At 46.9% G+C, this 24,493-nt stretch carries 25 protein-coding genes and 1 other RNA gene; 11 read left to right on the top strand and 15 right to left on the bottom strand.

Annotation, left to right across the window (positions count from 1 at the left end; all coding sequences use genetic code 11):
* Window positions 1-2 precede the first annotated feature (2 nt).
* Window positions 3-1,346, top strand: coding sequence for a gluconate transporter (gene gntU, locus ACHA99_RS11480; RefSeq protein ID WP_393942818.1), 1,344 nt, complete (start codon window positions 3-5; stop codon window positions 1,344-1,346).
* Window positions 1,347-1,399: 53 nt separating this feature from the next.
* Here gntU and gntR read toward each other — a convergent pair whose 3' ends face one another.
* The 3 genes from gntR to ACHA99_RS11465 all read right to left on the bottom strand — a co-directional run bounded on the left by gntR (window position 1,400) and on the right by ACHA99_RS11465 (window position 5,683).
* A complete protein-coding gene (gene gntR / locus ACHA99_RS11475) occupies window positions 1,400-2,398 on the bottom strand; it encodes a gluconate operon transcriptional repressor GntR (protein ID WP_393942816.1) in 999 nt (332 codons plus the stop codon).
* A gap of 222 nt (window positions 2,399-2,620) precedes the next feature.
* The gene (locus ACHA99_RS11470; protein ID WP_393942814.1) at window positions 2,621-5,056 is read right to left on the bottom strand and encodes a YgiQ family radical SAM protein; all 2,436 of its coding nucleotides are present in this window, start codon (window positions 5,054-5,056) and stop codon (window positions 2,621-2,623) included.
* Between the two features lie 216 nt (window positions 5,057-5,272).
* On the bottom strand, window positions 5,273-5,683 hold the full coding sequence (locus ACHA99_RS11465; protein WP_113941441.1) for an MAPEG family protein: 411 nt from the start codon (window positions 5,681-5,683) through the stop codon (window positions 5,273-5,275).
* A gap of 157 nt (window positions 5,684-5,840) precedes the next feature.
* On the opposite strand from ACHA99_RS11465, the gene ACHA99_RS11460 reads away from it, so the two are divergent.
* Window positions 5,841-7,061 (top strand): threonine/serine exporter ThrE family protein, encoded by a 1,221-nt coding sequence (locus tag ACHA99_RS11460; RefSeq protein WP_105250515.1) that lies wholly within the window; start codon window positions 5,841-5,843, stop codon window positions 7,059-7,061.
* A gap of 191 nt (window positions 7,062-7,252) precedes the next feature.
* Window positions 7,253-8,899 (top strand): hypothetical protein, encoded by a 1,647-nt coding sequence (locus tag ACHA99_RS11455; RefSeq protein ID WP_393942812.1) that lies wholly within the window; start codon window positions 7,253-7,255, stop codon window positions 8,897-8,899.
* Window positions 8,900-8,964: 65 nt separating this feature from the next.
* On the opposite strand, the gene ACHA99_RS11450 is transcribed toward ACHA99_RS11455, so the two are convergent.
* Window positions 8,965-9,669, bottom strand: a complete 705-nt coding sequence (locus tag ACHA99_RS11450; protein WP_263186313.1) for a DJ-1/PfpI family protein — start codon at window positions 9,667-9,669, stop codon at window positions 8,965-8,967.
* Between the two features lie 238 nt (window positions 9,670-9,907).
* Between ACHA99_RS11450 and ACHA99_RS11445 the strand changes: the two genes are divergently transcribed.
* A complete protein-coding gene (locus ACHA99_RS11445; RefSeq protein WP_393942809.1) occupies window positions 9,908-10,534 on the top strand; it encodes a TetR/AcrR family transcriptional regulator in 627 nt (208 codons plus the stop codon).
* A 28-nt stretch (window positions 10,535-10,562) separates the two neighbouring features.
* Here ACHA99_RS11445 and ACHA99_RS11440 read toward each other — a convergent pair whose 3' ends face one another.
* From ACHA99_RS11440 to rsmI, 5 genes are all read right to left on the bottom strand, one after another.
* Window positions 10,563-10,817, bottom strand: coding sequence for a hypothetical protein (locus tag ACHA99_RS11440; protein ID WP_113941445.1), 255 nt, complete (start codon window positions 10,815-10,817; stop codon window positions 10,563-10,565).
* Window positions 10,818-10,828: 11 nt separating this feature from the next.
* Window positions 10,829-11,332: a hypothetical protein gene (locus ACHA99_RS11435; protein ID WP_393942807.1), complete on the bottom strand. Its 504-nt coding sequence runs from the start codon at window positions 11,330-11,332 to the stop codon at window positions 10,829-10,831.
* A 9-nt stretch (window positions 11,333-11,341) separates the two neighbouring features.
* Window positions 11,342-11,665: a DUF883 C-terminal domain-containing protein gene (locus tag ACHA99_RS11430; RefSeq protein ID WP_113941447.1), complete on the bottom strand. Its 324-nt coding sequence runs from the start codon at window positions 11,663-11,665 to the stop codon at window positions 11,342-11,344.
* Window positions 11,666-12,037: 372 nt separating this feature from the next.
* Window positions 12,038-12,389, bottom strand: an RNA gene (gene rnpB / locus ACHA99_RS11425) — RNase P RNA component class A.
* Window positions 12,390-12,454: 65 nt separating this feature from the next.
* Entirely contained in the window at window positions 12,455-13,297 is an 843-nt protein-coding gene (gene rsmI, locus ACHA99_RS11420; RefSeq protein WP_105250522.1) for a 16S rRNA (cytidine(1402)-2'-O)-methyltransferase, read from the bottom strand.
* 88 nt (window positions 13,298-13,385) lie between these two features.
* On the opposite strand from rsmI, the gene ACHA99_RS11415 reads away from it, so the two are divergent.
* From ACHA99_RS11415 to dolP, 4 genes are all read left to right on the top strand, one after another.
* Window positions 13,386-15,281 (top strand): penicillin-binding protein activator, encoded by a 1,896-nt coding sequence (locus ACHA99_RS11415; protein WP_113941449.1) that lies wholly within the window; start codon window positions 13,386-13,388, stop codon window positions 15,279-15,281.
* Window positions 15,278-15,604 (top strand): YraN family protein, encoded by a 327-nt coding sequence (locus ACHA99_RS11410; RefSeq protein WP_105250524.1) that lies wholly within the window; start codon window positions 15,278-15,280, stop codon window positions 15,602-15,604. The genes ACHA99_RS11415 and ACHA99_RS11410 overlap by 4 nt, the downstream gene beginning before the upstream one ends.
* 108 nt (window positions 15,605-15,712) lie before the next feature.
* Entirely contained in the window at window positions 15,713-16,306 is a 594-nt protein-coding gene (locus ACHA99_RS11405) for a phosphoheptose isomerase (protein ID WP_105250525.1), read from the top strand.
* Window positions 16,303-16,869, top strand: coding sequence for a division/outer membrane stress-associated lipid-binding lipoprotein (dolP, locus tag ACHA99_RS11400; protein WP_105250526.1), 567 nt, complete (start codon window positions 16,303-16,305; stop codon window positions 16,867-16,869). The genes ACHA99_RS11405 and dolP overlap by 4 nt, the downstream gene beginning before the upstream one ends.
* Before the next feature lie 75 nt (window positions 16,870-16,944).
* Here dolP and ACHA99_RS11395 read toward each other — a convergent pair whose 3' ends face one another.
* Window positions 16,945-17,829, bottom strand: coding sequence for a DMT family transporter (locus tag ACHA99_RS11395; protein WP_131525400.1), 885 nt, complete (start codon window positions 17,827-17,829; stop codon window positions 16,945-16,947).
* Between the two features lie 120 nt (window positions 17,830-17,949).
* Here ACHA99_RS11395 and ACHA99_RS11390 point away from each other — a divergent pair, with 120 nt between their 5' ends.
* Window positions 17,950-18,822, top strand: coding sequence for a LysR substrate-binding domain-containing protein (locus tag ACHA99_RS11390; RefSeq protein WP_173913161.1), 873 nt, complete (start codon window positions 17,950-17,952; stop codon window positions 18,820-18,822).
* Window positions 18,823-18,885: 63 nt separating this feature from the next.
* Here ACHA99_RS11390 and trpS read toward each other — a convergent pair whose 3' ends face one another.
* The 3 genes from trpS to rpe form a co-directional block, all read right to left on the bottom strand.
* Window positions 18,886-19,884 carry a tryptophan--tRNA ligase gene (trpS, locus tag ACHA99_RS11385; RefSeq protein ID WP_113941452.1) on the bottom strand — a complete coding sequence of 333 codons (999 nt, stop codon included), beginning with the start codon at window positions 19,882-19,884 and terminating at the stop codon, window positions 18,886-18,888.
* 67 nt (window positions 19,885-19,951) lie between these two features.
* Complete coding sequence (locus ACHA99_RS11380; protein ID WP_263266070.1) at window positions 19,952-20,629, bottom strand: phosphoglycolate phosphatase; 678 nt, start codon at window positions 20,627-20,629, stop codon at window positions 19,952-19,954.
* A gap of 2 nt (window positions 20,630-20,631) precedes the next feature.
* The gene (gene rpe, locus ACHA99_RS11375; protein WP_393942801.1) at window positions 20,632-21,306 is read right to left on the bottom strand and encodes a ribulose-phosphate 3-epimerase; all 675 of its coding nucleotides are present in this window, start codon (window positions 21,304-21,306) and stop codon (window positions 20,632-20,634) included.
* Between the two features lie 276 nt (window positions 21,307-21,582).
* On the opposite strand from rpe, the gene ACHA99_RS11370 reads away from it, so the two are divergent.
* Window positions 21,583-21,948, top strand: coding sequence for a hypothetical protein (locus ACHA99_RS11370; RefSeq protein WP_105250531.1), 366 nt, complete (start codon window positions 21,583-21,585; stop codon window positions 21,946-21,948).
* Entirely contained in the window at window positions 21,948-22,133 is a 186-nt protein-coding gene (locus ACHA99_RS11365; RefSeq protein ID WP_131525403.1) for a DUF2970 domain-containing protein, read from the top strand. The genes ACHA99_RS11370 and ACHA99_RS11365 overlap by 1 nt, the downstream gene beginning before the upstream one ends.
* An 18-nt stretch (window positions 22,134-22,151) precedes the next feature.
* On the opposite strand, the gene ACHA99_RS11360 is transcribed toward ACHA99_RS11365, so the two are convergent.
* Together ACHA99_RS11360 and ACHA99_RS11355 are read right to left on the bottom strand one after the other, a co-directional pair.
* A complete protein-coding gene (locus tag ACHA99_RS11360; RefSeq protein WP_131525404.1) occupies window positions 22,152-22,991 on the bottom strand; it encodes a Dam family site-specific DNA-(adenine-N6)-methyltransferase in 840 nt (279 codons plus the stop codon).
* A gap of 48 nt (window positions 22,992-23,039) precedes the next feature.
* Window positions 23,040-24,476, bottom strand: a complete 1,437-nt coding sequence (locus ACHA99_RS11355) for an AAA family ATPase (protein ID WP_393942798.1) — start codon at window positions 24,474-24,476, stop codon at window positions 23,040-23,042.
* Window positions 24,477-24,493 lie beyond the last annotated feature (17 nt).

The following is a 24,493-nucleotide window of genomic DNA, read 5'->3' as shown; positions in this document are numbered from 1 at the left end:
TTATGTCTGATATGTCATTGATTCTGACAGCACTGGGTTCAATTGCCCTGCTACTGTTCTTAGTGATGAAAGTGAGATTACATGCAGTAGTATCACTGATACTGGTGTCGATCATTACCGGCCTTTTCTCTGGCATGAACCCAGCCGATATCACCAATACGATTCAACAAGGTATGGGGGGAACACTGGGCTTTGTTGCGGTTGTGGTCGCTTTGGGAGCCATGTTTGGCCGGGTAATGGAAGAGACTGGCGCGCTAGATCAGATAGCCCATACACTGCTGAATAAATTTGGTAACGACAAAGCTCACTGGGCCATGACCTTTACAGGCTTTATCTGTGCGCTCCCCCTCTTCTTCGATGTTGCTGTGGTACTGCTGATTGGCATCGCCTTTGCCGTGGTTCGTAAAGGGGGCGGCAGCGTCGTTAAAATTGGTATTTCACTGCTCGCGGGTATTGCCACCTGTCAGGCATTTCTCATCCCTGCACCAGGGCCTATTTTGGTCGCTTCCCAGCTCAATGCCGACTTTGGCTACATGATCGTCTTCGGTTTATTGGCATCGATTCCGGCGATGATTCTAGGCGGCCCGCTCTTTGCCAGTCTCATCTCCCAAAAAGTCCATGTTGAGCTGCCTGCCCACGAGCAGCAGGAAAAAGGTGAACGAGAAGGCGGACCGATCCCCTCATTCGCACTATCAATCAGTATTGTGGTGTTCCCACTGCTGCTTATCGGTTTAAAGACAGTGGTGTCACGCTTTATTGATGAAAAATCCGATCTGCATAATTGGCTCGCCTTGATAGGTCATCCCTTCACCGCCATTTTGCTAGCCTGTTTAATCGCATTCTATGTACTGGGCGTGAGACGCAATATTCCCAATGAGCGCATCATGGAAATCTGTAGCAGTGCGTTACAACCTGCTGGGATCATTATTCTCGTCACCGGTGCTGGTGGCGTGTTCAAGCAAGTGCTGATTGACTCGGGTGTCGGCGATGCATTAGGCAATATGTTGGCAGGTTCGGGATTACCGATTGTAATACTGGCATTTATTTTGTCGGCGTCGGTGCGCGTGATCCAGGGGTCGGCAACCGTGGCCATGTTAACGGCTTGCGGCCTTATCATCCCAATACTTGAACCACTAAACTTAGATGGTGCTCAATTGGCGGCAATTACGATTGCCATTGGCGGTGGTTCAATTGTGCTCTCGCATGTCAATGATTCAGGCTTCTGGCTCGCTAACCGTTTTCTTGGATTGTCAGAAAAACAAACACTGCAAACCTGGACGGTAATGGAGACCATTATTGGTACGACGGGCGGCATAGTCGCAGTCATCATCTCTGCGTTTCTCTAACGATAACCTGTGATGACAAACATAAGTCGTTAAGCGAAAGAACGAGGGGAAGTCTACAGTGTTTCCCCTAAATCAATACGATAGCCCAGATCGATAACCGATTCAGCTATCTCTTTGCCATTTAACCTGTCTAATAGCTCAGTGGCAGCAATTCGACCAATCTCTTTTCTCGGCGTAATAATGCTCGCCAATTTTGGCGTCATAGATTGGCCAATATCATGGCCATGAAACCCTGCAACGCCAATTTGTTCAGGGATCTTGATGCCTTGTCTTTGACACTCAAATATCACCCCCGCAGCCAAATCATCGTTGGTGCAAAAAAAGCTATCCACATAGGGATATTTCGCTAATGTTTGTTGCAATAACGACGCCCCCAACGAAAACGACGAGGCCTCATTTGTGGTCATAGCCAAAGATGTAAGCCGAGCTTGCTGCATCGCTAACTCGTAGCCTCGCATCTTAAGCTGAGTGCGAATATCCATGCGCGCGCCTAGGTAGGCTATGTGGCGATAGCCTTGTGCAATCATGGCCTTAACCATTTCGCATGCGGCCGCTGTGTTATCGAAACCCACACACTGTTGAATCGAAGGCGACACACTATCCATCATTTCGATGACCGGAATGCCCGCCGTTTCAATCATTCGCACGGTACGCGGCGTGTGGTAACTTTCGGACAAGAGTAAGCCATCGATATTGTAAGAGAGCAGTGATGCCACCCGCTCTTCTTCTAATTCGGCCTGATACCCGTAGTGAGCCAGCATGGTTTGATAACCGCGTTTGCCGGTCACATTCTCGATACCGCGCAGCACTTCAGCAAATACTTGGTTGGTTAACGAAGGCACTAACACGCCAATGGCGCGGCTGGTCGCTTGCGCTAAAATTTCCGGCGCGCGATTAGGAATATAACCTAAGGTTTCTAGCGCGATAGCTATCTTCTCTTGAGTGCTTTGCGCCACCCTTGTTGGATTTTTTAAATAGCGACTCACCGTCATTTTGGTGACCCCAACTTGATCGGCAACGTCTTGAAGACTGGGTCTACGCTTTTTATTCATAATATCTAATGTTAGTTAACGAACCGCGGATATGGGTGAGATGTATAGCTAAAATATCGAATATAAACAAATAGTAGACATAAACATCAGACAGGGATCTTATAATAGTTCGCCCAGCGATACCAGTTGAGGACTATTTTCGCGGAATGACCATGCTAGCTAGGCCACTCCAAACTCATATCTGGAGCGGCCTTTGAACATTATTTGTGATGGCGAAAAGTGTTACTTAGCCTGTTGGCGCCCCTGAGCGGGCTTTCCTGCAGATTTGCCACCCGTTTTTGATGGGCTTCCGCCTTTAGCACTGCTGTTCGCTTGAGCGCCGCCGGCCTTAAAACCAGACTGGCCGAAGGGCGCCTTCGCTCCCGGACGGCTCGAATGGACTCCACTGGGTTTAGCTCCCGCGGGTTTAGATCCCGTTGGCTTAGTGCCATTCGCGGCTGGTTTTCCGCCTTTAGCAGCGGGTTTTGACTCAGCACCAGCCTGAGCTTGCGCGCCGCCTTTCGCTGCACTTTTAGATTTACCGTCGCCCTTGCGGTCATCAAACTGATTGCCCGAGAAGCGAGTAAAGGCTTTTTGGCCTTGGTTAGCATCTTTCATCCACTTAGGTCCGCGCTCATTTCGACCCTCTGGCGGCACTAACTGATGCGGACTATTACCGATCAAGTCTTCACGCCCCATGGCGGTTAAGCCTTCACGGATCAATGGCCAACCCGCAGGATCGTGATAACGCAGCAATGCTTTGTGCAAGCGACGTTGGCGCCCTTTCTTCGGTACAGATACCACTTCGCTGGTGTGCTTGACGTTTTTCAGCGAGTTTAACTCGGTATGATAAATCGTGGTCGCATTCGCCATCGGTGACGGATAAAAATTCTGTACTTGGTCGAGCTTGAACTTACGCTCCTTCAACCACAACGCTAAGTTCACCATGTCTTCGTCGGTCGTGCCTGGATGGGCCGAAATAAAGTAAGGGATCAGGAACTGCTCTTTGCCCGCTTCCTTAGAAAACTTATCGAACAATTCTTTAAACTTATCGTAGGCGCCCATGCCGGGCTTCATCATCTTGCTGAGCGGACCTTCTTCGGTATGCTCAGGGGCGATTTTTAAGTAGCCGCCCACATGGTGCTGCACTAACTCTTTAACATAAGCCGGATCTTCGATCGCCAAGTCGTAACGCACGCCAGAGGCGATCAATACTTTCTTGATGCCAGGTACGGCACGCGCAGCGCGATACAAGTCGATTGTATGTTTATGATCTGTGCCTAAGTGGCCGCAAATCGATGGAAACACACAAGAAAGACGACGACAGGTTTTTTCAGCCTTTTCGCTGGTACAACCTAAACGATACATGTTGGCGGTTGGGCCGCCTAAATCGGAAATCACCCCAGTAAAGCCTGGCACTTTATCCTGAATATCTTTGATTTCTTTAACAATCGACTCTTGTGAACGACTCTGAATGATTCTGCCCTCATGCTCGGTAATCGAGCAGAAAGAACAGCCACCAAAGCAACCACGCATGATGTTGATTGACGTCTTGATCATGTCATAGGCAGGGATTTTTTCCTTGCCGTAAATCGGATGAGGAATACGCTGATAGGGTAAATCGAATACCGCATCCATCTCATCGGTATTGAGCGGCCATGCGGGCGGATTCACCCAAACGGCGCGGTCGCCATGGGGTTGAAATAACGCACGGGCACAACCTGGATTTTGCTCTTGGTGCAAAATCCGTGAAGCATGGGCATATAAATATTTGTCTTCAGAGACTTTTTCAAACGCTGGCAGCAGCACATAGGTTTTATCCCATGGCTTAGGTTTAGGCGGCTGAACGCTAATTGGCTTAGGGGCTTCGTTATCGAATATCTTCACATCCGACGGGCCAGACAAGTTAGCACAACCCACATCATCGGCGCCGTAAGGATTCGGCAGCGGCTCTATCTTGTGCAATTGGTCAATCTTGCGCGAGTCCATACCGCGCCATTCGGGCAGCGGCTCTTTACGGATAACGGCTGTGCCGCGCACATCGTGCAGCGAGCTAATGGGTTCGCCGGCAGCTAAGCGGCGTGCCACTTCAACTAAAGGACGCTCGGCGTTGCCGTACATCAGAATGTCGGCCTTAGCATCGAAAATCACACTACGGCGTACTTTATCCGACCAATAATCGTAATGGGCGATGCGGCGCAAACTGGCTTCGATACCACCAATAATCACAGGCACATCTTTAAAGGCTTCTTTACAACGCTGGGTGTACACAGTCACGGCGCGATCTGGGCGCTTGCCGCCAATATCACCCGCGGTATAAGCATCGTCAGAACGTAAACGACGGTCGGCGGTGTAACGGTTGATCATCGAATCCATGTTACCGGCGGTGACGCCAAAAAACAGATTCGGGCGGCCCAATTGCATAAAGGCTTCTTTGCTCGACCAATCTGGCTGGGAAATAATCCCAACTCGGTAACCCTGAGCCTCTAACATACGGCCGATCACCGCCATGCCAAAGCTTGGGTGATCCACATAAGCGTCGCCTGTGACTATGATGATGTCACAGCTATCCCAACCAAGCTTATCCATCTCCTTGCGAGACATAGGTAAGAAAGGCGCAGTGCTGTCGCCCGTGGCCCAATACTTGGGATGACTAAAGAGTGTGGATTCAACTTGCATGGATTGTGACCCGAAAACGTAATGTCAAATAAAGGCGCCACGAAAATAAGTTACGCCAATTTAGGGACGCGGAGTATAGCAGGGAATGGAGGATAGATGCGATTAAAAAAACACCAATCGAGGCATTTTCAGGGGTATTTGAGCCAGAAGCGTAATACCCCTAAATCCGCTATGGATATGGCTTAGGGCGGAATTAACCGCCCCAAACCTGCGAGCCTAGAGACCCTTTCCTAAACCTTGAGCAAAATGCAGCAAATTCACCAACGCCAAACTGATAATCACTAGCCAAGTGAGCAATACGCCCCAAAAACGACCAAAATGATAACCACCTTGGCCTTGAGTTAAGCCAATAGCATGGAGTAAGCGCGCCACTATCCACACAGTCCCAAAACAGTGTAAATAAAATGCAGGCAAGCCACCCGCTTCGGCCACCAGCATTAAAATCAATACGATAGGCGCATTTTCGATCAGGTTAACATGCACTCGATTAGCCAAAGCTAAGGTGCTGTTACCACCATCCCCTAGGCCGATTTTCTGACCTCGCCTTAATTTAACTACTCGATAAGCCAAAGCGACAATTAATAGCCCTGTGAGGCTAGCGTAAAGACCCGTTACCATCAAAGACATGCCTATTTCCCCTTATCAAAAAGCTGACTATAGCCCGAGCTGCAAAAAATCAGCAATTTATTTGTATTAAGGTTAAAAGCCATTAACCTTTTATAGACAAGATAGGTTAATATGCGCGCGTCATTCCCTACAACTTTTTATACAGTGAATACCCCGATTGGATAACGACGAGTTTATCGAAAAACGCAGATTTATCATAAAGCTAGGCAAAGCCTTGCATAAGTTTGGCACACCCGCTTATCGTCTAGAAACCCACTTACAAACCGTTGCTCGCACCTTAGGTATCGAAGGCTATTTCCTTATTTCTCCGACGTCGATGACCTTCGTTTTGCAACATGATACTGATCAAGAATATAACCATGCCGCTCGCGTTAAGCCCGGTGAACTCGATTTGGGCTCACTCGCCCGCACCGATGAATTGGTCGATGAGTTAACCTCAGGTAAACGCACTTTGGCCGAGGCCTTAGATCGCTTAGAAGAAATTGCCAATAAACCCAATCCCTATGGCCCTGTATTAACTTGCTTTTCTTTTGGAACTTCTGCCGCCGCTTTCGCTATGCTGATGGGCACGGGTTGGAACGATGTATTTTGGTCAGGATTATTAGGCTTATTCGTCTATGGCTTGGTATACCGTGCCGAACGCTCGGCCCGCATGGCCGAAGTGCTCGAACCCTTCGCCACTATCCTTTGCGCCATCGCAGCCTGTGGCATAGCGCGTATCGATCCAAATATTAATATCCCAGTAGTGATCCTCTCCTCCATTATTATTTTTATTCCCGGCTTAGCCTTAACCTTAGGTTTAGCCGAACTCGCCGCACGGGATTTAATTTCTGGCACGGCGCGCATCATGGATGCGAGCATGCAATTATTTAAGCTGTACTTTGGCGCAGTGCTCGGCATGGCAATCGGTAAAGCTATGTTCGGCGAAGCGATTCACATAGAACCTGAGGGTTTACCTCGCTGGGCGATATGGTCGGCGGTTCCGATTCTATCTATGGCGCTGGTTTTTATCTTCAAAGCACGGATGCAAGATTCGCCTTGGGGCGTATTGGCTGGGATAGTGGCGTTTTTCTCAGCCATGCTCGGCGGACATTATTTTGGTGATTCGGTGGGGATCTTCTTTGGTGCCTTGGCAGTAGGAATTTATTCTAATCTCTTCGCCCGCTGGATGAAGGCGCCTGCCTCCATCGCCCTGTTGCAGGGAATAGTGATCTTAGTCCCCGGCAGTAAAACCTATATCGGACTCAATGCACTGATCTCAGGTGAGACCATGCTCAATCAGTCGCACATAGGCTCGCAAATCTTTTTGATTTTTATGTCGCTGATTGCGGGGCTCATCTTTGCTAACGTCGCTGTCCCACCTAGGCGTACACTGTAACAATCGCTAATCCGGCTGGAGCCCGCGCCCAGCCGCTACCTCAAGATAATCTTAAGCTAACCTTAAGTAAAATAAGAAACTTATTAAAATGTTTCCTTGACTAACACTCGTTTTCCATGTGTTATTAAATTGTGAATTGCAACGTAAAATTGTTTTCGCTGCAGTCGTCGATTTCATGGGAGTGGCCTTTTATGCAGAAATTTTTTCAGTATGCATGCATCCTATCTTGTTGTGTTGGCAACCTAACCAGGGTTGCCCAAGCAGAAGAGGCTAAGCTCGCCGATCCCGCAAACCAAGATCAAACAAAACAAAAAGTCAGCAAGATTGTAGTGGTCAACAACCCCATTTTTGATGAGTCAGATCCCGATGCTTTTTTCATTCACCGCTGGGCTAACGCCCTGCATATCAATACCAAAGAATATGTGGTTCTCGATAATCTAACCTTCAGCGAAAATGATACTGTTACACAAAAAGATCTCGACGAATCCCAACGACTTTTACGGGCAATGCCTTATATTCGCGATGCGAAAATTTATATCGCAGAAAAAGATCCCCAAGCCGATGTCGATCCATCCGTTGAGTCCGTGGTGGTGGAAACCTGGGATAATTGGTCATTATTACCGACAGCGAGTTTGAGTAGTTCAGGTGGCGACACACGTTACTCCTTCGGGCTCAAAGAAGACAACTTGCTTGGAACGGGGATCCGCACTCGACTTAAATATCAATCCAATGAATCTCGGAATGGCTATAAATTTGCTTTCGAAGCGCCGCTCAGTATTATTGAACACGGCACAGTTGCCGCTGAGTTCTACGACAATAGCGACGGCCAAGCTAAACACGTTTATGTGAGTAAGCCCTTCTATTCCCTCAATACGAGTACCATGTATTCGGCGGAGTTTTTAGACGATAACCGTACAGATACCCTCAGACAAAATGGGCAAGAGGTGAATGAGTTCACACACACTGTCGACTATCTCAATCTGCAATATGGCTGGTTAATTAATAAAAACAGTCAGCACCTTTCTCGCTTTATTACTGGTGTCACCCAAGACAAGCACGAGTTTGCCCATTCTGAGCGCTATCCTACGTCCATGCTCCCTCAAGACAGGGACTTTATGTACCCTTGGGTCGCGTACGAGTTTATCGAAGATGATTTCCACGTACTGAATAATGTTCACCTGATCACCAACAATGAAGACTTTAACTTAGGTTGGCATCACTATGTACAATTCGGCATAGAAACCAATGATATAGGTGATAATAATCCCTTAGGCTACCACGTTAACTGGCAAAGCACTGGCGGGTATAAGTTTAACGATCAACTGTGGCTGTTAGAAATGGGTGGAACAAGCACTATCGGTACCACCCAAAAAGATACTTATAAGGTCGATGTTCAAGCCGAATACTTCTATCAAATCCATCCTAAGTGGACGGCTTATGGCAAAGCTTGGGCTAGCCTTTCACAGAACACTTATCTGGATCTAACAAAAGGATTAGGGGATGAAACTGGCGTGCGCGGTTATCCAAACGAATACCAACAAGGGGATAATCAGTGGTTACTGACCGCCGAGATACGCAACTACCCCAATATCAACTTATACCAACTGGCTGAATTAGGCTGGGCAGTCTTTGCCGATCTGGGTCAAGCCTCCGGCGGCCAACTCGCCGAGAATAACGAAGTCAGCGGTCCACTGGGTAGCATAGGCATAGGCGCGCGGATTTATTCCTCTCGATCCAGCTATGGCAACGTAGCCCATATTGATTTTTCACTCCCTTATACGGGCGGCGAGTCAGTAAACAGCTGGGAATGGCGATTCCTAGTGAAAAGCAGTTTTTAAACCTAAGCTACATAATAATCTTATGAACTATGTACTTTTTAAGACAATCCTTGACGCCTTGTGGCCTAAAATAATCCTGACGCTATCTGCCTAACCTCCTGCTCAACCCTCTGTACCAAAGAAGCGTCTGCCAATAAGGGAGAACCACAATTAAAGGGAGGTTTAGGATCATATTCAAACAATAACTGCAGTGTTTTAGCCTGTTGTTCACCCTCTATATTGGCAATGAGTGCCAAAGCAAAATCGAGCCCTGCAGTAATACCGCCGCCACTGATCCGATTACGGTCAATCACAATACGTTTATTTTCAAAGGTAATTTGAGGATATTGTGCCAACACTGAAGCATAAGCCCAGTGAGTGGTCGTGCGATAACCATTAAGTAAACCTGTTGCCGCAAGAATCAAGGCACCAGTGCATACAGATGTAATGTATTGCGCTTGCTCCCCCTTGCGTTTTAAGAAAGAAATGACTTTCTCATCCTGTATTTGCGTCAAAGGATTTGCGCTCCCAGGCACTAAAAGGATATCTATCGGCGGACAATTATCGAAATCGTAATTAGGCTGTAAGTTAACGCCCGCATCACAGGGTAATAGCGTGCTGGTTTTCGCAAAAGTGAAGGTTTCAAATGATGGCACAAAGGCTAAAAACTGTAGTGGCCCATAGGCATCGAGCATCGTCATGCCGGGATAAAGGAAAATACCTACTCTTAATTTGTGCTTGATTGGATTATTTGTTTGATCACTTTGAGCCGCTTCAATATTTTCACTCATCACAGATTCTCCATCGGTAGTGACAATTTCATATTTCAGGTAACACTGTCGTTGCAGTTAACCCTATGACCGTCACTATAAAGCCCATTATTCCCAACCATCAGGCACAAACTCGCCCGAATGTTTCAAATGGTACACCTGAGCCTATCTGTTCCACTTAAGCAAAAATCACAACACAAGAGCCATTGAGGCTAATGTATAATCAAACGCCTGAATTGAATTTGGAGCAAAATCCAGTATGCACACCAAGCCCCACATGCGCATAAAACAAAGCCCGCGAGCGATGCTCAAGATTCTCCACGTTTTCAAGGAAATGCTTAAACAACAAGATTATCGTGATATTGCAGTGGCAGATATTGCGCACAAAGCCGATGTCGGGCGCACGACGTTTTATCGCTACTTCAAACGCAAGTTGGATATTCTTATTGCACTACATCAAAATATTTTTGAAAATATCTTTGAAGATCTACGGTCAACCGAAGACTGGCTTTCAACTAACACACCACCCTCATTGGAAAAACTGCTTATTACTTTTAGCCGAAACAGCATGTTTCGCCGCTCCATGTCATTTAGACTAGGTAGCGACCTCGATGCAGCAACTAAACAATTACAAACTAAACTTGTGCAACATATCGAAAATAAATTGGTCAACACCTTCAACACTGACGAATTTATTATTCCAAGCTACACATTAGCCCATAGCATAGCAGCTCTTTATTTAAGTCAAATTCAACAACTTATCGCCAGTCCCACGCCTTGCCCTATACAACAAGCAAAATACTTACACTTACTGACTCGAGGCATGATTGTAGCGGCATTGACGACAACTAATAGCAGCGAAACCCACACCAATGGAAATCATTAAGGTAAAAATCACAGCATTTACATCATTCTCAAGCGATGAGTTTGGTAATCCAACGCAAACCAAAGGTGCTACGCAGTAGTTTTACAGTGCTGTTGTGGCGCATTTGAAACAGGCAGCCAAGGCTAAAACTGACGATTAAACCTGGCGTCGATCCTATAAAATCACGACTGCTTTGCGCTAATTGTCGTTTCCTCATCAGTAACAAATCATGCTGCAACTGGCCTTGTTCCGTCAGCACAGTCAGCTTCAACTGCTGTTTTTTAAGTAACTGTTGAATTAGCATAGTCGCCCCTCCTATTTTTGATGTTCCGACTCTCGAGTCGAGAGCAAAAGCTGTAATTGCTGCCAAGTCTTCGAAAAGCCAGTTTGTGACAGCACATAGCCAAGACTACGCCAACACCAAAGCAATAAAACAAACTGTAGCACCACCAAAGCGATCACAGTGGCCAATAACGAACCGCTCAATTGAAACAGCATATAGCCCAACAGCAATAAAATACTGCCCCAGAATAACGTAATGCCAGTACCAAAACAGACGACTAAAGCCGCAGCAATAATCAGGCTACGCCCTGTTAACCGCCATTCTGCCGTTGCTATTTCCCCAGCCAACTTCAACTGCTCGAGATAGGCTTGCTTCACTGAACTGCTAAGAACAGCTATTTCAGCCAGTTGCTCCATTGCCTGATCAATAACGTTATGCTGGGCAGCAGCTGATGCTGTCTGCCCAGTTTTGGCGGTTTGCGCACTATGCTGGACGGGCCTTTGTTCTGGCGCCTCTGACCTTGCACGGTTTTGCATAAATCCACCTTAGCGACGGCGCAATAAAGCCGTTAATACCACGCCAGCGGCAAAGGCAATCCCAGCTGTAGCCAATGGATTTTGCGCTGCCAACTCACGGGTTTTGCTATAAGAACTTTGCAGTTGTAATTTGATTTCCTCCTGCTTGAGCGCCAGAGTTTCCTGTGAGCTAGCTGCCGTTTTACGCAAAGTGTCTTCTGCAACTGCGGCTTTCTCTGCTACTGCATCAACGGCATGGTGCGTCACTTCAGTTGCTTTCGCTGTTGTGGGTGAATTTAAAGCACCGCTATCTTTACTGTTAGTTTGTTCTGCTACGCTTTTTGAACTGGCCATAGAAAGTCTCCTTGGTGAACACTGTGCAATGCAACAAGATGCTGCACTTTGCGTACAAACCAATGCAATGGCTATACCAAACAATATAAACGCATAAAAACAAAATGTTAGAGTTACATTATTTCTATTAACCCTCCCAGTTAACGGTAGATGTTACCTGCATTGAGTAATTTTTACCTACAACGAAGAAAGACTAAAAATAGCTGTAATGGCGGCTAAACTGAAAGCTAAATAAGCGATAGACTGAATGTACGAAAGAAATAGATAACTCTGATTTTTTAATGAGTTAATCAAATAAAATTTATCATTACTGTATAAATTAAAAAACAAAAAGCCCGTTTGTCATTACGACAAACGGGCTTTTTGTTGAATGAGGTGAGTTGGCCGATAAGCCGGGTCCTGTCTTGGACAGTCATTCATCTAGGCCTGCAATCGCTCACAGGCTCAAGCGACCTACCCGGTTCCAACGCGAGCCACGCCATACGGAACCCTATTTGGTCTTGCTCCGGGTGGAGTTTACCTTGCTACGAACTATTGCTAGCCGCACGGTGCGCTCTTACCGCACCCTTTCACCCTTACCGACCTGATAAATCAGGCAGGCGGTCTACTCTCTGTTGCACTTGTCGTCGGTTCGCACCGCCCAGGCGTTACCTGGCACCCCGCTCTTTGGAGCCCGGACTTTCCTCCCCGTTCTTGCGAACGCGGCGACTGTCTGGCCAACTCGGCGCGGATTATAGCCTAAGCCACCCTGATGCACCACAGATAATCCGCTCGTAACCGTTTTAGCGCTTATAAATCAGACTCTAGGCCGTATTTATACAGAGCATTCTTTTTAAGTCCATGAATTTGCGCGGCAATTGCTGCGGCTTTCTTCAATGGCAATTCCTCACATAAGAGTTTGAGCGTATTAATGGCGACGGTGGGAATTGCTTCATCATCACTCAAATGGTAGCCATGCACCATAAGCACGATTTCACCCTTCTGCTGATTCGGGTCAGTACTAACAGTGGCAAGAACCTCTGAGACAGGGCCAGATAAAAAAGTTTCGAAGGTTTTGGTCACTTCACGCGCCATGACGACATGGCGTTCGCCACCAAGCACTTCAACCATAGTCGTTAGACTGTGCTCGATGCGGTGTGGTGATTCATAAAATATCAGCGTGCGCGGATCTTCTTTCAGTGCCAATAACTTATCAGCGCGAGCTTTTTCTTTAGACGGCAGAAAACCTTCGAAAGAAAAACGGTCCGATGGCAAACCCGAGGCGCTCAGGGCGGTAATTGCCGCGCAAGGGCCGGGTAAGGGGATCACATTAAACCCAGATTGGCGCACATGGGAAACCAAGTGATAACCCGGATCGGAAATCAACGGGGTACCCGCATCTGAAATTAATGCAATCGACAGCCCAGCTGCAAGCTGATCGACAATCCACTGGGCACGAGCACGCTCGTTATGATCATGCAGCGCCGTAGTTTTTGTGGTAATACCAAAGTGGCTCAATAACTTACCGCTGTGGCGAGTATCTTCACAGGCGATCAATGAAACCTGATTCAGCACCTCTATTGCCCGTGAGCTCATATCGCCCAAATTACCTATGGGAGTAGGAACTATGTAGAGTGCGACGCTTTGGTCCATATATACCTCTGTAATGACAGTGCCAAGACTTTCGTCAAGCGCGAGAGAAGGTTAAACTAGAGGCTGCATCTTACCAGAGTGAAGCCCAGTGTTAAAAAGCCTGAATACAACTAAGTTCGTTTCCGTGGCCATTTTATCGGTAATCTTGGCGGGTTGTGGCACTTCAACGCCCACCTCGACCGGAACTGCACCCACAGTGGCCACCTCTTTAGCATCCGCACCTTTGTCGGCCAATGTGTATTTGGCACAAGCCGCCAATAGCAAAGATCCGCAGCAGCGCGATACTAATCTGCTGCTCGCAGCCCATGCCTACATCAATGCCAACGACTACGCAGCAGCGCAGAAGCTACTAAAATCGATACAGCCAAGCTTGAATCAGAGCCCAACATTTCTGGCCGAACATAAATACTTGACCGCGCGCGTGCTTGAACATACGTCCACCTATAGTGATGCACTTAAAGTTCTGAATTATCCAAGCAATTGGAGTTTGCCAAGCTGGCAGATGACGGCTTATCACCAATTCAAGGCACATTTATATCAATTGAATAAACAGCCTATTGAGCAAGTGCGTGAACTAAGTTTACTGACGACTTACTTGCCGCCCGCCCAAGCTAACGAGGTGAATAACGCGATTTGGCAAGTTCTGCAGCCAATGCACGAACAAACCTTAAAAGCCTTTACCCAAGATGCTAAGACTCCTGTGTTTACGGGTTGGTTGCAATTGGCTTATATCGCGAAGCATTATGCTGTCGATCCGACACAGTTAGTACGCTACTTAGGCGAATGGCAGAAACAAAATCCTTATCATCCTGCAGCGGCTAAGCTACCCGCCGATCTTGACAGAGCCTTAAACGCTAAGCCATTTACGCCAAAAAACATTGCGGTGCTGTTGCCGCTGACGGGCCCAAGAGCTAACGCTGCCAATGCAATTCGCCAAGGCATATTAGCCAGTTACATGGCCAAGCAAAATGACCAAGTCGCAGTCAACTTTTATGACACGGCAAACGATGCTGCCAGCGCTTACCAACAGGCACTAACTGCGGGAGCCGAATTTATTATTGGCCCATTATTGCCTACTGAAATTGAACAACTGCAAGTGATCAATGCGGCAAACGCAGCCACCACTAATGCGGTGACTAATACTGCTAACCCAGACAAAACAGCCAATACAGCACCTGCTACGCCTGTGCCGCAACTATTTTTAAATCAAGTTGATAAGTTCACCCCCGATCCGAATAAGTTCTACTTTGCATTATCTCCCGCACAAGAGGCGGCCGATGCGGCGGAGCATTTATATCAAGATGGCGTAACTATGCCGTTACTGCTCGCCAGTAACGATGCCCTTGGTAAACGCATGGCCGAAAGCTTTATTCAAGCATGGAAAAAGAAGAGCGATAATCCTGTCGAAGTTCACTACTTCGATGGCGGTGATAAAATGCGCACCACAGTACAAGATGCCCTTGGCGTGCGCGATAGCCAAGAGCGGATCGCCCGTATTAAAGAGCTGTTAGGCAATTCAGTACAAGCCGACTTCCGCTCGCGCCAAGATATTGATGCCATTTATATGATTTCAACGCCACAGGATCTAACCCTGCTCAAGGCCTTTATCGACGTCAACTTTAGCGTTTTCACACAACCTGTGCCTTTATATACCTCAAGCCGCAGCCGAGTTGAAAATGAAAGCACACAAACGGCGCAGGATTTAAATAACCTGACCCTAAGCGACGCACCTTGGCTAATGCAAAACGGCGAAGAAAATCTGATGGTCAACACACTATTTTCGGGCTGGAATAACAGTCAGAAACGTTTGTTTGTTATGGGTTATGATGCAATGGATTTGATCGGCCGTTTAGCGCAAATGCGCTCATTCACGGGTTATCAATTCAATGGTCGCAGTGGTGCTTTATCTGTCAGTCCAGATGGCATAGTCAACCGCCAATTAAGCTGGGGACGTTATGAAAGAGGTAGCTTCCGCCAGCTATGACACTCGGACAGCAGGCAGAATCGCACGCCCAACGTTACCTTGAACAACAAGGCTTAACTTTTGTCGAACGTAATGTCCGCTATCCGTTTGGAGAAATTGATTTAATCATGCGCCATAAAAACCATTGGGTATTTGTCGAAGTGAAGTATCGTTCGGCAAATCAATATGGCGGCGCATTACAGGCCCTAAGCAGCGCGCAGATCTCGCGAATTCGCAAAGCGGCTAGCCACTATTTACAACTCAATAGACTCGATGTGCCCTGTCGTTTCGATGTCATCGCCATGGAAGCCGATCAAATTCATTGGCTGGTCGATGCCTTTTAAGCGCCAATAGTGAAAGAGTGACTACACAAATTATTTTAACGTCTGTGCCTCAACACGCTTGTGGAAATATGGCATGATAGCAACACTTTATCCTGAAAGGATTTATCCATGTTAGAACGCATTAAAGACAGCTTTACTGAATCTATCCAGACAAAAATCGATGCAGCCGAAGCACTGCCAGAATCCATCGCCAAAGCGGCCGAGATGATGGTGCACTGTCTTTTGGGTGGCAATAAAATCCTTGCTTGCGGTAACGGCGGCAGTGCTGGCGATGCGCAACATTTCTCAGCAGAACTGCTAAACCGCTACGAGATTGAGCGTCCACCCTTACCAGCCATCGCTCTGTCTACCGATACTTCAACCATCACAGCTATCGCCAACGACTATAGCTATGATGAGATTTTCTCAAAACAGATTTTTGCCTTAGGTCAACCGGGCGACATTCTGCTAGCAATCTCGACCAGTGGTAACTCAGGTAACGTGATTAAAGCCATTGAAGCCGCATTAAGCCGCGACATGACTATCGTAGCGCTAACAGGTAAAGATGGCGGTGCTATGGCTGGCCTACTGAGCGTGAACGATGTGGAAATCCGCGTACCTTCAAATGTCACTGCACGTATCCAAGAAGTGCACCTACTGGTGATCCATTGCCTGTGTGACAATATTGACCGCACCCTCTTCCCACAGGACGAGCAGCAATGAGACACGCTGCCCCGCTGTTAATGGTTTGCTTGCTGCTTCAAGGCTGCGCCGGTGCCGTTATGGTGGGCGCAGTCAGTGGCGCTATGATGGCCAACGACGAACGTACTGTTAAGACTCAGCTTGATGATACCAATACTGATTTTAAGATCACCAGCGCACTGCTAGAGCAAGAAGATCTTAAAAAACAAACGAATATCACAGGTGTATCCGTCAATGGCAATGTACTTATGATAGGCCAAGCCCCTAACTCTACGTTAAGGGATAAAGCCATCAAGGTCGTACAAGATCTTAAGCTCGGCGGCAAAATACATAATCAAATCCGCATTGGCAATCCAACCTCTTTCACCACCCGCAGCAATGACACTTGGGTTACGACCAAAGTGAAGGGCCGCATGCTGAACGAAAAAGATTTGGATGTGACTCGCATTAAAGTCATCACTGAAAATGGTGAAGTCTTCCTGCTGGGGGTTATTCATCGCTCACAAGCAGACTTAGCTGTTGATATCGCCCGTAATACTGCTGGCGTGCGTAAAGTGGTGAAAGTATTTGAGTATGCTAAGTAATTTTGCAGTTTACCTATTTAAAACTTGAGCCTAAGTGGTGAGCTAACTCGCCCACTTAGGCTTAAACCCTCGCGGTTATTTTCCCGTGAGTGTATCCGCTATCTTAGGTGCCGATTTTGATAAGAGCGATCCTAACCAAGGTAAAAACAACGAAGGTAATACGATTAAGGCGGCACCGAGCCAACTTAAGTTATCCAACCATTCATCGAACAACAACCAGCCTAAAAAGACAATAAACAACAAGCCTGTGTATTCCGCAATCGCAATATCACTCGCCTGGGCCTTGCGGTAAGCCAGCACACAAAACCAGTGATAAACCAATAAAAATGCGTTGCTCAGCAAGGCCACGCCCACCAGCTCCCAACTCAAACCCTCAATCCCCTGAAACGCTGCAATCACTAACGTTGCCGGAATACCCAGCAAGTTATATAGCATTAGCGTTAGCACGGGATGCTCAGCATGGGGCACTTTTTTAAGTGCTAACTGATTCACTGCAAAGGTAAAAGCAGAAAACAGCACAGCAATGCCGTACCAGTTCATTTCGCTCGGTCGCAGGATAATCAAGATGCCGACAAAACCTAAGCCAGTACAGATTGTCTGAGCAGCGGTGATCCTCTCGCTCAGGAAGAAATACCCCATCAAAATAATCATTAGCGGTGCAGAGTAAAACAATGAGCTAACTGTCGCGAGCGGCAATGCCATTAAGCCTATAATTAAAAAAAGCGCGCCAACTGAGCCTATGTTGGCACGCCAAAGGTGAACTGAGATATGTGTCGTCATCGGACGCTGCGAATACAGCCACACTGGCAACAACATAAATACTGAAGAGATTTGCCTGACAAGGAGGAAAGTCGAGGCACTCGCATCGTCCGGTAACCACTTGATCGACACATCATAGAAGGCACTGAATAGGTTACCTACTATCAATAAAATCAAACCAATAACTACTGGGCGTTGCATTTTTTAACATCCATAAATCTCAATGGCGGCATGATAATCCTCGCAAAACTTAAGCTGAAATGATGCTTTCTCATGCTAGATGAATTAAATTCATACTAAAGCCTTTAGATATTGAAAATCATGAGAAAGCTCCCGCCATTACGCGCTCTACAAGTGTTTGAAGCTGCCGCCAGACAGCAGCATTTTTCTAAGGCCGCCGATGAACTGTGCATCACCCAAAGTGCAGTGTCGCACCAAGTGCGAGTATTAGAAGAGTATTTTGGCGAGCAACTGTTCGACCGTCAGGGGCGTAAACTGCAGTTAACGCCTAAGGGGCACGGACTATTTTTAGAGTTAGAGAGGATATTCAACGAGTTAAGCGACCTCAACTTAAAAGTACGCGATACGCCAAATCAACAGCTCTGCCTAGCCGTTTACAGCTCATTTTCAGTAAAATGGTTGATCCCAAGACTCGCCGATTTTCGCCGCCAATATCCGAGCGTGAAAATCCGCCTCGAGATGATCACCCAAGATCCTGATCTAAGCACCAGCACCGCGGATATCTTCATCGCCGGTAAGCTAAATCAACGTGGCTATTGGCAACAGTTACTGCACAAAGAGCGTTTAATTCCTGTATGCAGCCCCAGTTTTTACCTTAAATGGCGCGACATAAGCCTGAGTAATTTCCAGCAACAAGCCCTGCTGGTGGTTGATGAAGGACCATTAGGGCTTGACTGGCACAAGTGGTCATCGGCGCACCAAATACCACTCGATAACGAACAACAGCATGTGTTTAGTCATATTGTGATGGCGATTGAAGCGGCGATTGCTGGCCAAGGCTTAGCCCTAGCGCCGGACTTTATGGTGGCAGGCGATATCACCACGGGGCGTTTAGTCGCCTTGAATCTTCCCGATGTGCATACCGGATTTGAATTTACCTTCTTTTGTAAGCAGCGCCGTTTATCAGAACCTGCAATTGCCGCTTTCTCATCTTGGCTAAAATCACAGGCCTAAGGTGAACATACAGACACAAAAAAGCCGACGCTGACGTCGGCTTAATTTATCAATATCGGTTGATTACACGAGTAAACCAATCTTCTCGTACACTTTCTTCAGGGTCACTTCGGCGCGCGCCTGCGCACTCTGTGCACCAGCTTTCATCACTTGGTCTAAGTATGCGCGATCGCTACGAATCGCGCGGTAACGCTCTTGTAGTGGCTCTAACATGCTCACAACCGCTTCACCTGCTGCACCTTTCAAATGGCCATACATCTTGCCTTCAAACTCGGCTTCTAGGCTCGCAATGCTTTGCCCTGTCACACCCGACATGAGACTCAGCAGGTTAGAAACACCCGGTTTATTATCCACATCAAAACGCACGACTGGCGGCTCATCACTGTCTGTCATGGCTTTTTTCAGCTTCTTCAGCACTGATTTCGGATCTTCTAGCAGGCCGATAACGTTATTACGGTTGTCGTCTGACTTAGACATCTTCTTTAGCGGCTCCTGCAGCGACATGACTTTAGCGCCAAGCTCAGGAATAAAAGGCTCAGGAATGGTGAAAGTATCACCATAGGCATTGTTAAAACGAGTAGCGATATCACGTGTTAACTCAAGGTGTTGTTTCTGATCTTGGCCAACAGGGATTTCGTTCGCTTGATAAATCAGAATATCCGCCGCCATCAACACTGGGTAGCCAAATAAACCCACGTTGATGTTGTTAGCGTGCTTTTGTGATTTATCTTTAAACTGAGTCATGCGGCTCAACTCGCCCATTTGGGTATAGCAGTTTAATGCCCAACCCAATTGCGTATGTTGTGGCACCTGTGACTGGATAAACACTGTACTCTTTTTAGGATCGACGCCACAGGCCAAATACAGGGCTAAGGTATCTAAACACGCTTCGCGCAACGCTTTAGGATCTTGGCGCACGGTAATGGCATGCAAATCGACGACACAATACAGGCAGTCGTGGCTATCTTGCATCGCAACCCATTGACGCAATGCACCCATGTAGTTACCTATGGTTAATTCGCCGGACGGCTGTGCACCGCTGAGTACTATGGGTTTGGTCATTACGTCATTGCTCCACTATCTATATATAAAAAGACTAAAAAATCGACTAAAGAACAGGTAACCCCCATTACTTGGTAGGTTTTACCCAGTTCAGAATCTCACTAAATTGCCCACATACGGCATCTGGGCCACTGAGCCCAATATCTTCACCGTAGTTGTAGCCGTAGGTCAAGCCGATTGACGCTATCCCAGCCGCTTTCGCCGCTAAAATGTCGTTTTTAGAATCGCCGACCATCAATAACTCAGTTATCTCCAATTGCCACTCATGCAATAAGTGCTGCAGCGGCAAAGGGTCGGGCTTCATCTTCGCTAAGGTATCACCACCTAACACTAAGCTGAAAAAGTCGTTAATCCCAAAGGCTTTGAGTAATGGCATGGTAAAACGATAGGGTTTATTAGTGACAACCGCTAACTTAAAGCCTGCATCAAACAAAGTTTGCAGCACTTGATGCACGTCGCTATACAGCGCACTGTGCTTTTCAAGATTTTCTTGATAATGATGCATAAAAATCGGCATGGCCGTATCAAGCGCGGTCTGCTCAACATCCGTACCCAAAGCATGACTCATAGCACGGCGCATCAACATCTCTGCACCGTTACCGACCCAAGTACGAACTTGCGCCTCAGAGCAGCTCTTCAAACCTAACTCGGCTAAGGCTTCCTGCGTGGCAACGGTTAGGTCAGGCACACTGTCAATCAGCGTGCCATCTAGATCAAACGCAATCGCTTTAATCTTATCCCACATGGCTATGCCCCAACTTTAGCAAGTTCGGCACGCATCTCATCAACAACGGCCTTATAATCGGGCTTGCCGAAAATAGCCGAGCCCGCAACAAACATGTCCGCACCGGCGGCCGCAATTTCGGCGATATTGTCGACCTTAACGCCGCCATCGACTTCTAAACGAATATCAAAACCACTGGCATCAATACGCGCACGCACTTGGCGCAGCTTATCTAAGGTCGATGGGATAAAAGATTGCCCGCCAAAACCAGGGTTCACTGACATCAATAGGATCACGTCGAGTTTATCCATCACATGGTCAAGATAATGCAGTGGTGTCGCAGGATTAAACACGAGACCCGCCTTACAACCGCACTCTTTAATGAGCTGAAGAGTGCGATCGACGTGCTCAGAGGCTTCAGGGTGGAAAGTAATAATAGACGCGCCCGCTTTAGCAAAATCAGGCACGATACGGTCAACCGGCTTGACCATCAAATGCACATCAATATCAGCGGTAATCCCATAGTTACGCAGTGCTTGGCACACCATAGGGCCAATCGTTAAGTTAGGAACATAGTGATTATCCATCACATCAAAATGTACTACGTCGGTTCCCGCATTTAACACAGCTTTTACATCGTCACCCAAACGGGCAAAATCGGCAGATAAAATTGATGGAGCAATCAAGAATGGACGCATAAAACACTCGCTGCTATTTGGATAAAAAGTGCCTTATTTTACCCTGAGCCAAGCTAAGCCTCTATAGCTAAAGCCACATTTCTGGCAATTGATCCGCTATGTCTATGTCAGTAAAGCAGCACACTCTGCAGCTATCGCAGTAAATTGGGGCTTAGATTCGGTAAAATAAGCTAATATTTACGAGCATTTTGGCTGGAATTGATAATTTTTTGTTCATAAACTAAGCGAGTTTGTTATACTCGAGGCGCAGTGCTGGTTCATTCCAAAGGAAGCGTTATGATGGAGCGGTTTAGTCAGTTTTCACACTATGTTAGGTCGGTGACATTTAAGTCATCTATGATGTTGGCATTTACTGCTGTTGTAGTGGCCACGCTAGCTTTTGGCGTTGAAAAACTTACGGAAAATACCGAGACTGCATCTTGCGCTTGTAGCAATGACACTCGTTACAACAATGCACTGCCCAGTAGCCACCCTAATAATCGCTGCGCCGATCAAGCACAAACCTTAAGCTGGAAAACGTGGCTTACAGGTAAAAACCGTTCAAGTCAGTTCCACTTTGTCGATCTACTTGAGCTATTACATGGTCATCAAGATAAACCTATGGATGATCTCAAGCCCACTACGTCGCATCTCGCCTATTAATGCTTAGCCGCATTTGGCAAGTATTCCACAGTACCATTGCCGCCTTTTTCGGGGTACAAACTAGCGAAAATCGTAAAAAAGATTTTCAAACCAGTTCCCCATTGCCCTACATAGTGATGGGCATAGTGTTAGCTGTCATCCTAGTGGCAAGTCTGATGTTTCTCGTAGGACAAGTGCTTAGCTAAACGTTATTTATGTTGAAACTAGTCGTCTTTTGGATCGTAGTTTTCATCATATAGCGCCATCAACTCATCCACTTTATTACGACCACTGCCATTTTGGCTAATGTTGCGTTGCACTTGAATTTTCGCTAAATGCGCGCCGCGATATAACTCGCGAGTTAATGGAATATCGTGATTACTAATCAATACCGGAATACCACGCTCTAACGCGGTATGGCGCGAATGACGAGCCAGCAGTGCTTGATCGTCTAAACTAAAACCTGCACCAACATATGTCGTGAAACTGGATGTAGTAGATAACGGTGCGTAAGGTGGATCGCAATAGATAACATCGCCACTGCGTGTCTGCTCAAAGGCTTTTTCGTAACCAATGCATTTAAACTCAGCACGTTGCGCTTTTTCAGAAAAGGCCCAGATTTCCTTTTCGGGGAAATAAGGTTTTTTATAGGAGCCAAAGGGCACATTGAAGCCACCCTTACGGTTATAACGGCATAAGCCATTAAAACCATGGCGATTTAAATAAAGAAAATACACAGAACGCTGGAAAGGGTCGCGACATTTATTAAAGTCGGTCCGCACCTGATAGTAAGCTTCCTTTTGATTCATCTCATCGACAAACAATGCTTTAGCTGCGGCAATGTATGCTTCTGGTTGATGCTTCACTATCTGATATAACTCGATCAAGTCCTGATTAATGTCACAGAGCAGGTAGCTAGGATAATCCGTATTCAAGAAAACGGATCCTGCACCCACAAACGGCTCGACCAAACGGTCTCCTGCGGGTAAATAACTGGCTAAATCATCCACCAATTTAAATTTACCGCCAGCCCACTTAAGGAAGGCTCTGTGTTTTTTTATCATTTAACTTGATGAATGCCGACAAAAATAAAGGCCATGATTGTACTCTGTTTATTCTGAAATTTCACGATTTGAGAGACTTTCTTCTACTTGATAATCTTTCAAATCGGCCCATTTTCTGACCCAAGGTTGCTCAAAATGATACTCTTTAACCAATTGCGCCGCCGCATTCGAAGCCAATTTGCTACTGCTATAGTGACCAACGAGGACAACCCACCGCTGTTTATACTTTGCGACTCGAACGCCCTCGACATTCTCAAGACTCTTTAATGTCGAACGCAAGGTCTCTAACTGAGCAACACTCGCTATTTGTACGGTATAACCTTTGAGTGGCTTTTGCGGTTCCAAAACTGTTTTATCAACCTTTGCAGCCTCTGGCGCTGGAGACTGGACATCTACTGTTTTAGATTGAAGCTCTGCATCCACAGTTGGCTCATCACCACCAAAAGACTTGCTACTCACTTCACCAACGATCACTAAGGCTGCATCATCAGGCTCAGGATGTGGTGCCTCACCATGGAATTCACTTAATGGATCGACAGCCGGTTCTGTTTTGGCTTTGGATGTTTCTATTTCGTTAACTGTCACGGGTACGGCGGCAAACTTTAATTGATCAGCGCGCAGAGCAAAATAGGGGGCTAAGATTTTTTGCCCATAGGACAAGAAAGCGGGTGAATCTATCGCAGGAAAAGTCGCAGTCTCTAGGGCTTGCTCTTCAGAAAATGGTTGAGTAACACCAAGCCAAATACCTAGCGCTAACAACATGCTCACAGCTGTCACCACCACAGCTTTATATTTCATCAAAGAAGATGTTTTCTCTTGCGGGCTATGCAAGGCTTTATCTAACAGATTGACCACTTCTTGCGGCGTACCCGTTTGCTTCTCAAGCTGACTGCGTACGATTTCCCTTGGCGTAAAAGGGTTTTGATCGCTGTATCTCAGCAATGTTTGATACAAAGCTTCACGCTCTGGCATGGTTAACGGCTCAATACTGATAGGTAATATTTGCCGCCGCAATTGCTCGGGTAATTGTGGCAATAGGTCCGCTAAGAATGCCGGTGGAACCGTGAGCGTGACGGCAATATTCTTACCCGCACACTGGATCTGATTGAGAATAATACACTCAGCCCATAATGCCTTAGGCAATAAATGCGCATCATCGATAATGATATGTAGGGGTTTAGTTTGCGTGCTCGCAAGCCGCAACAGGGTATCGGCGAGGGGAATGTCGTCGTCAAAAATAGGGGATGAAATTAGCTGGACTAGAATTTTGCGGCGTATCTCAGCGTTATCTGCATGCATAGGACAAATCACAAATGCCGCATTTGACTCGTCAAAATCGGTCGCTAATCCGGTAACTAAGGTCGTTTTTCCTGAACCGCTGACACCAGAAAGCACCAGCAGCTGATCGCTATAACTGGCAACATGATGCATTCTTTGTATGAGGGCTTCCTGAGAAGGAAGCAAGACAGAACCCTGAAACGTCACTCGCCCACCACACAGTT

It is taken from the genome of Shewanella sp. S23-S33 (assembly GCF_043359565.1).
Lineage (GTDB): Bacteria > Pseudomonadota > Gammaproteobacteria > Enterobacterales > Shewanellaceae > Shewanella > Shewanella oncorhynchi.
Note: the sequence above shows the minus strand (reverse complement) of the source record. Positions and strands in the feature narration are given on the sequence as shown.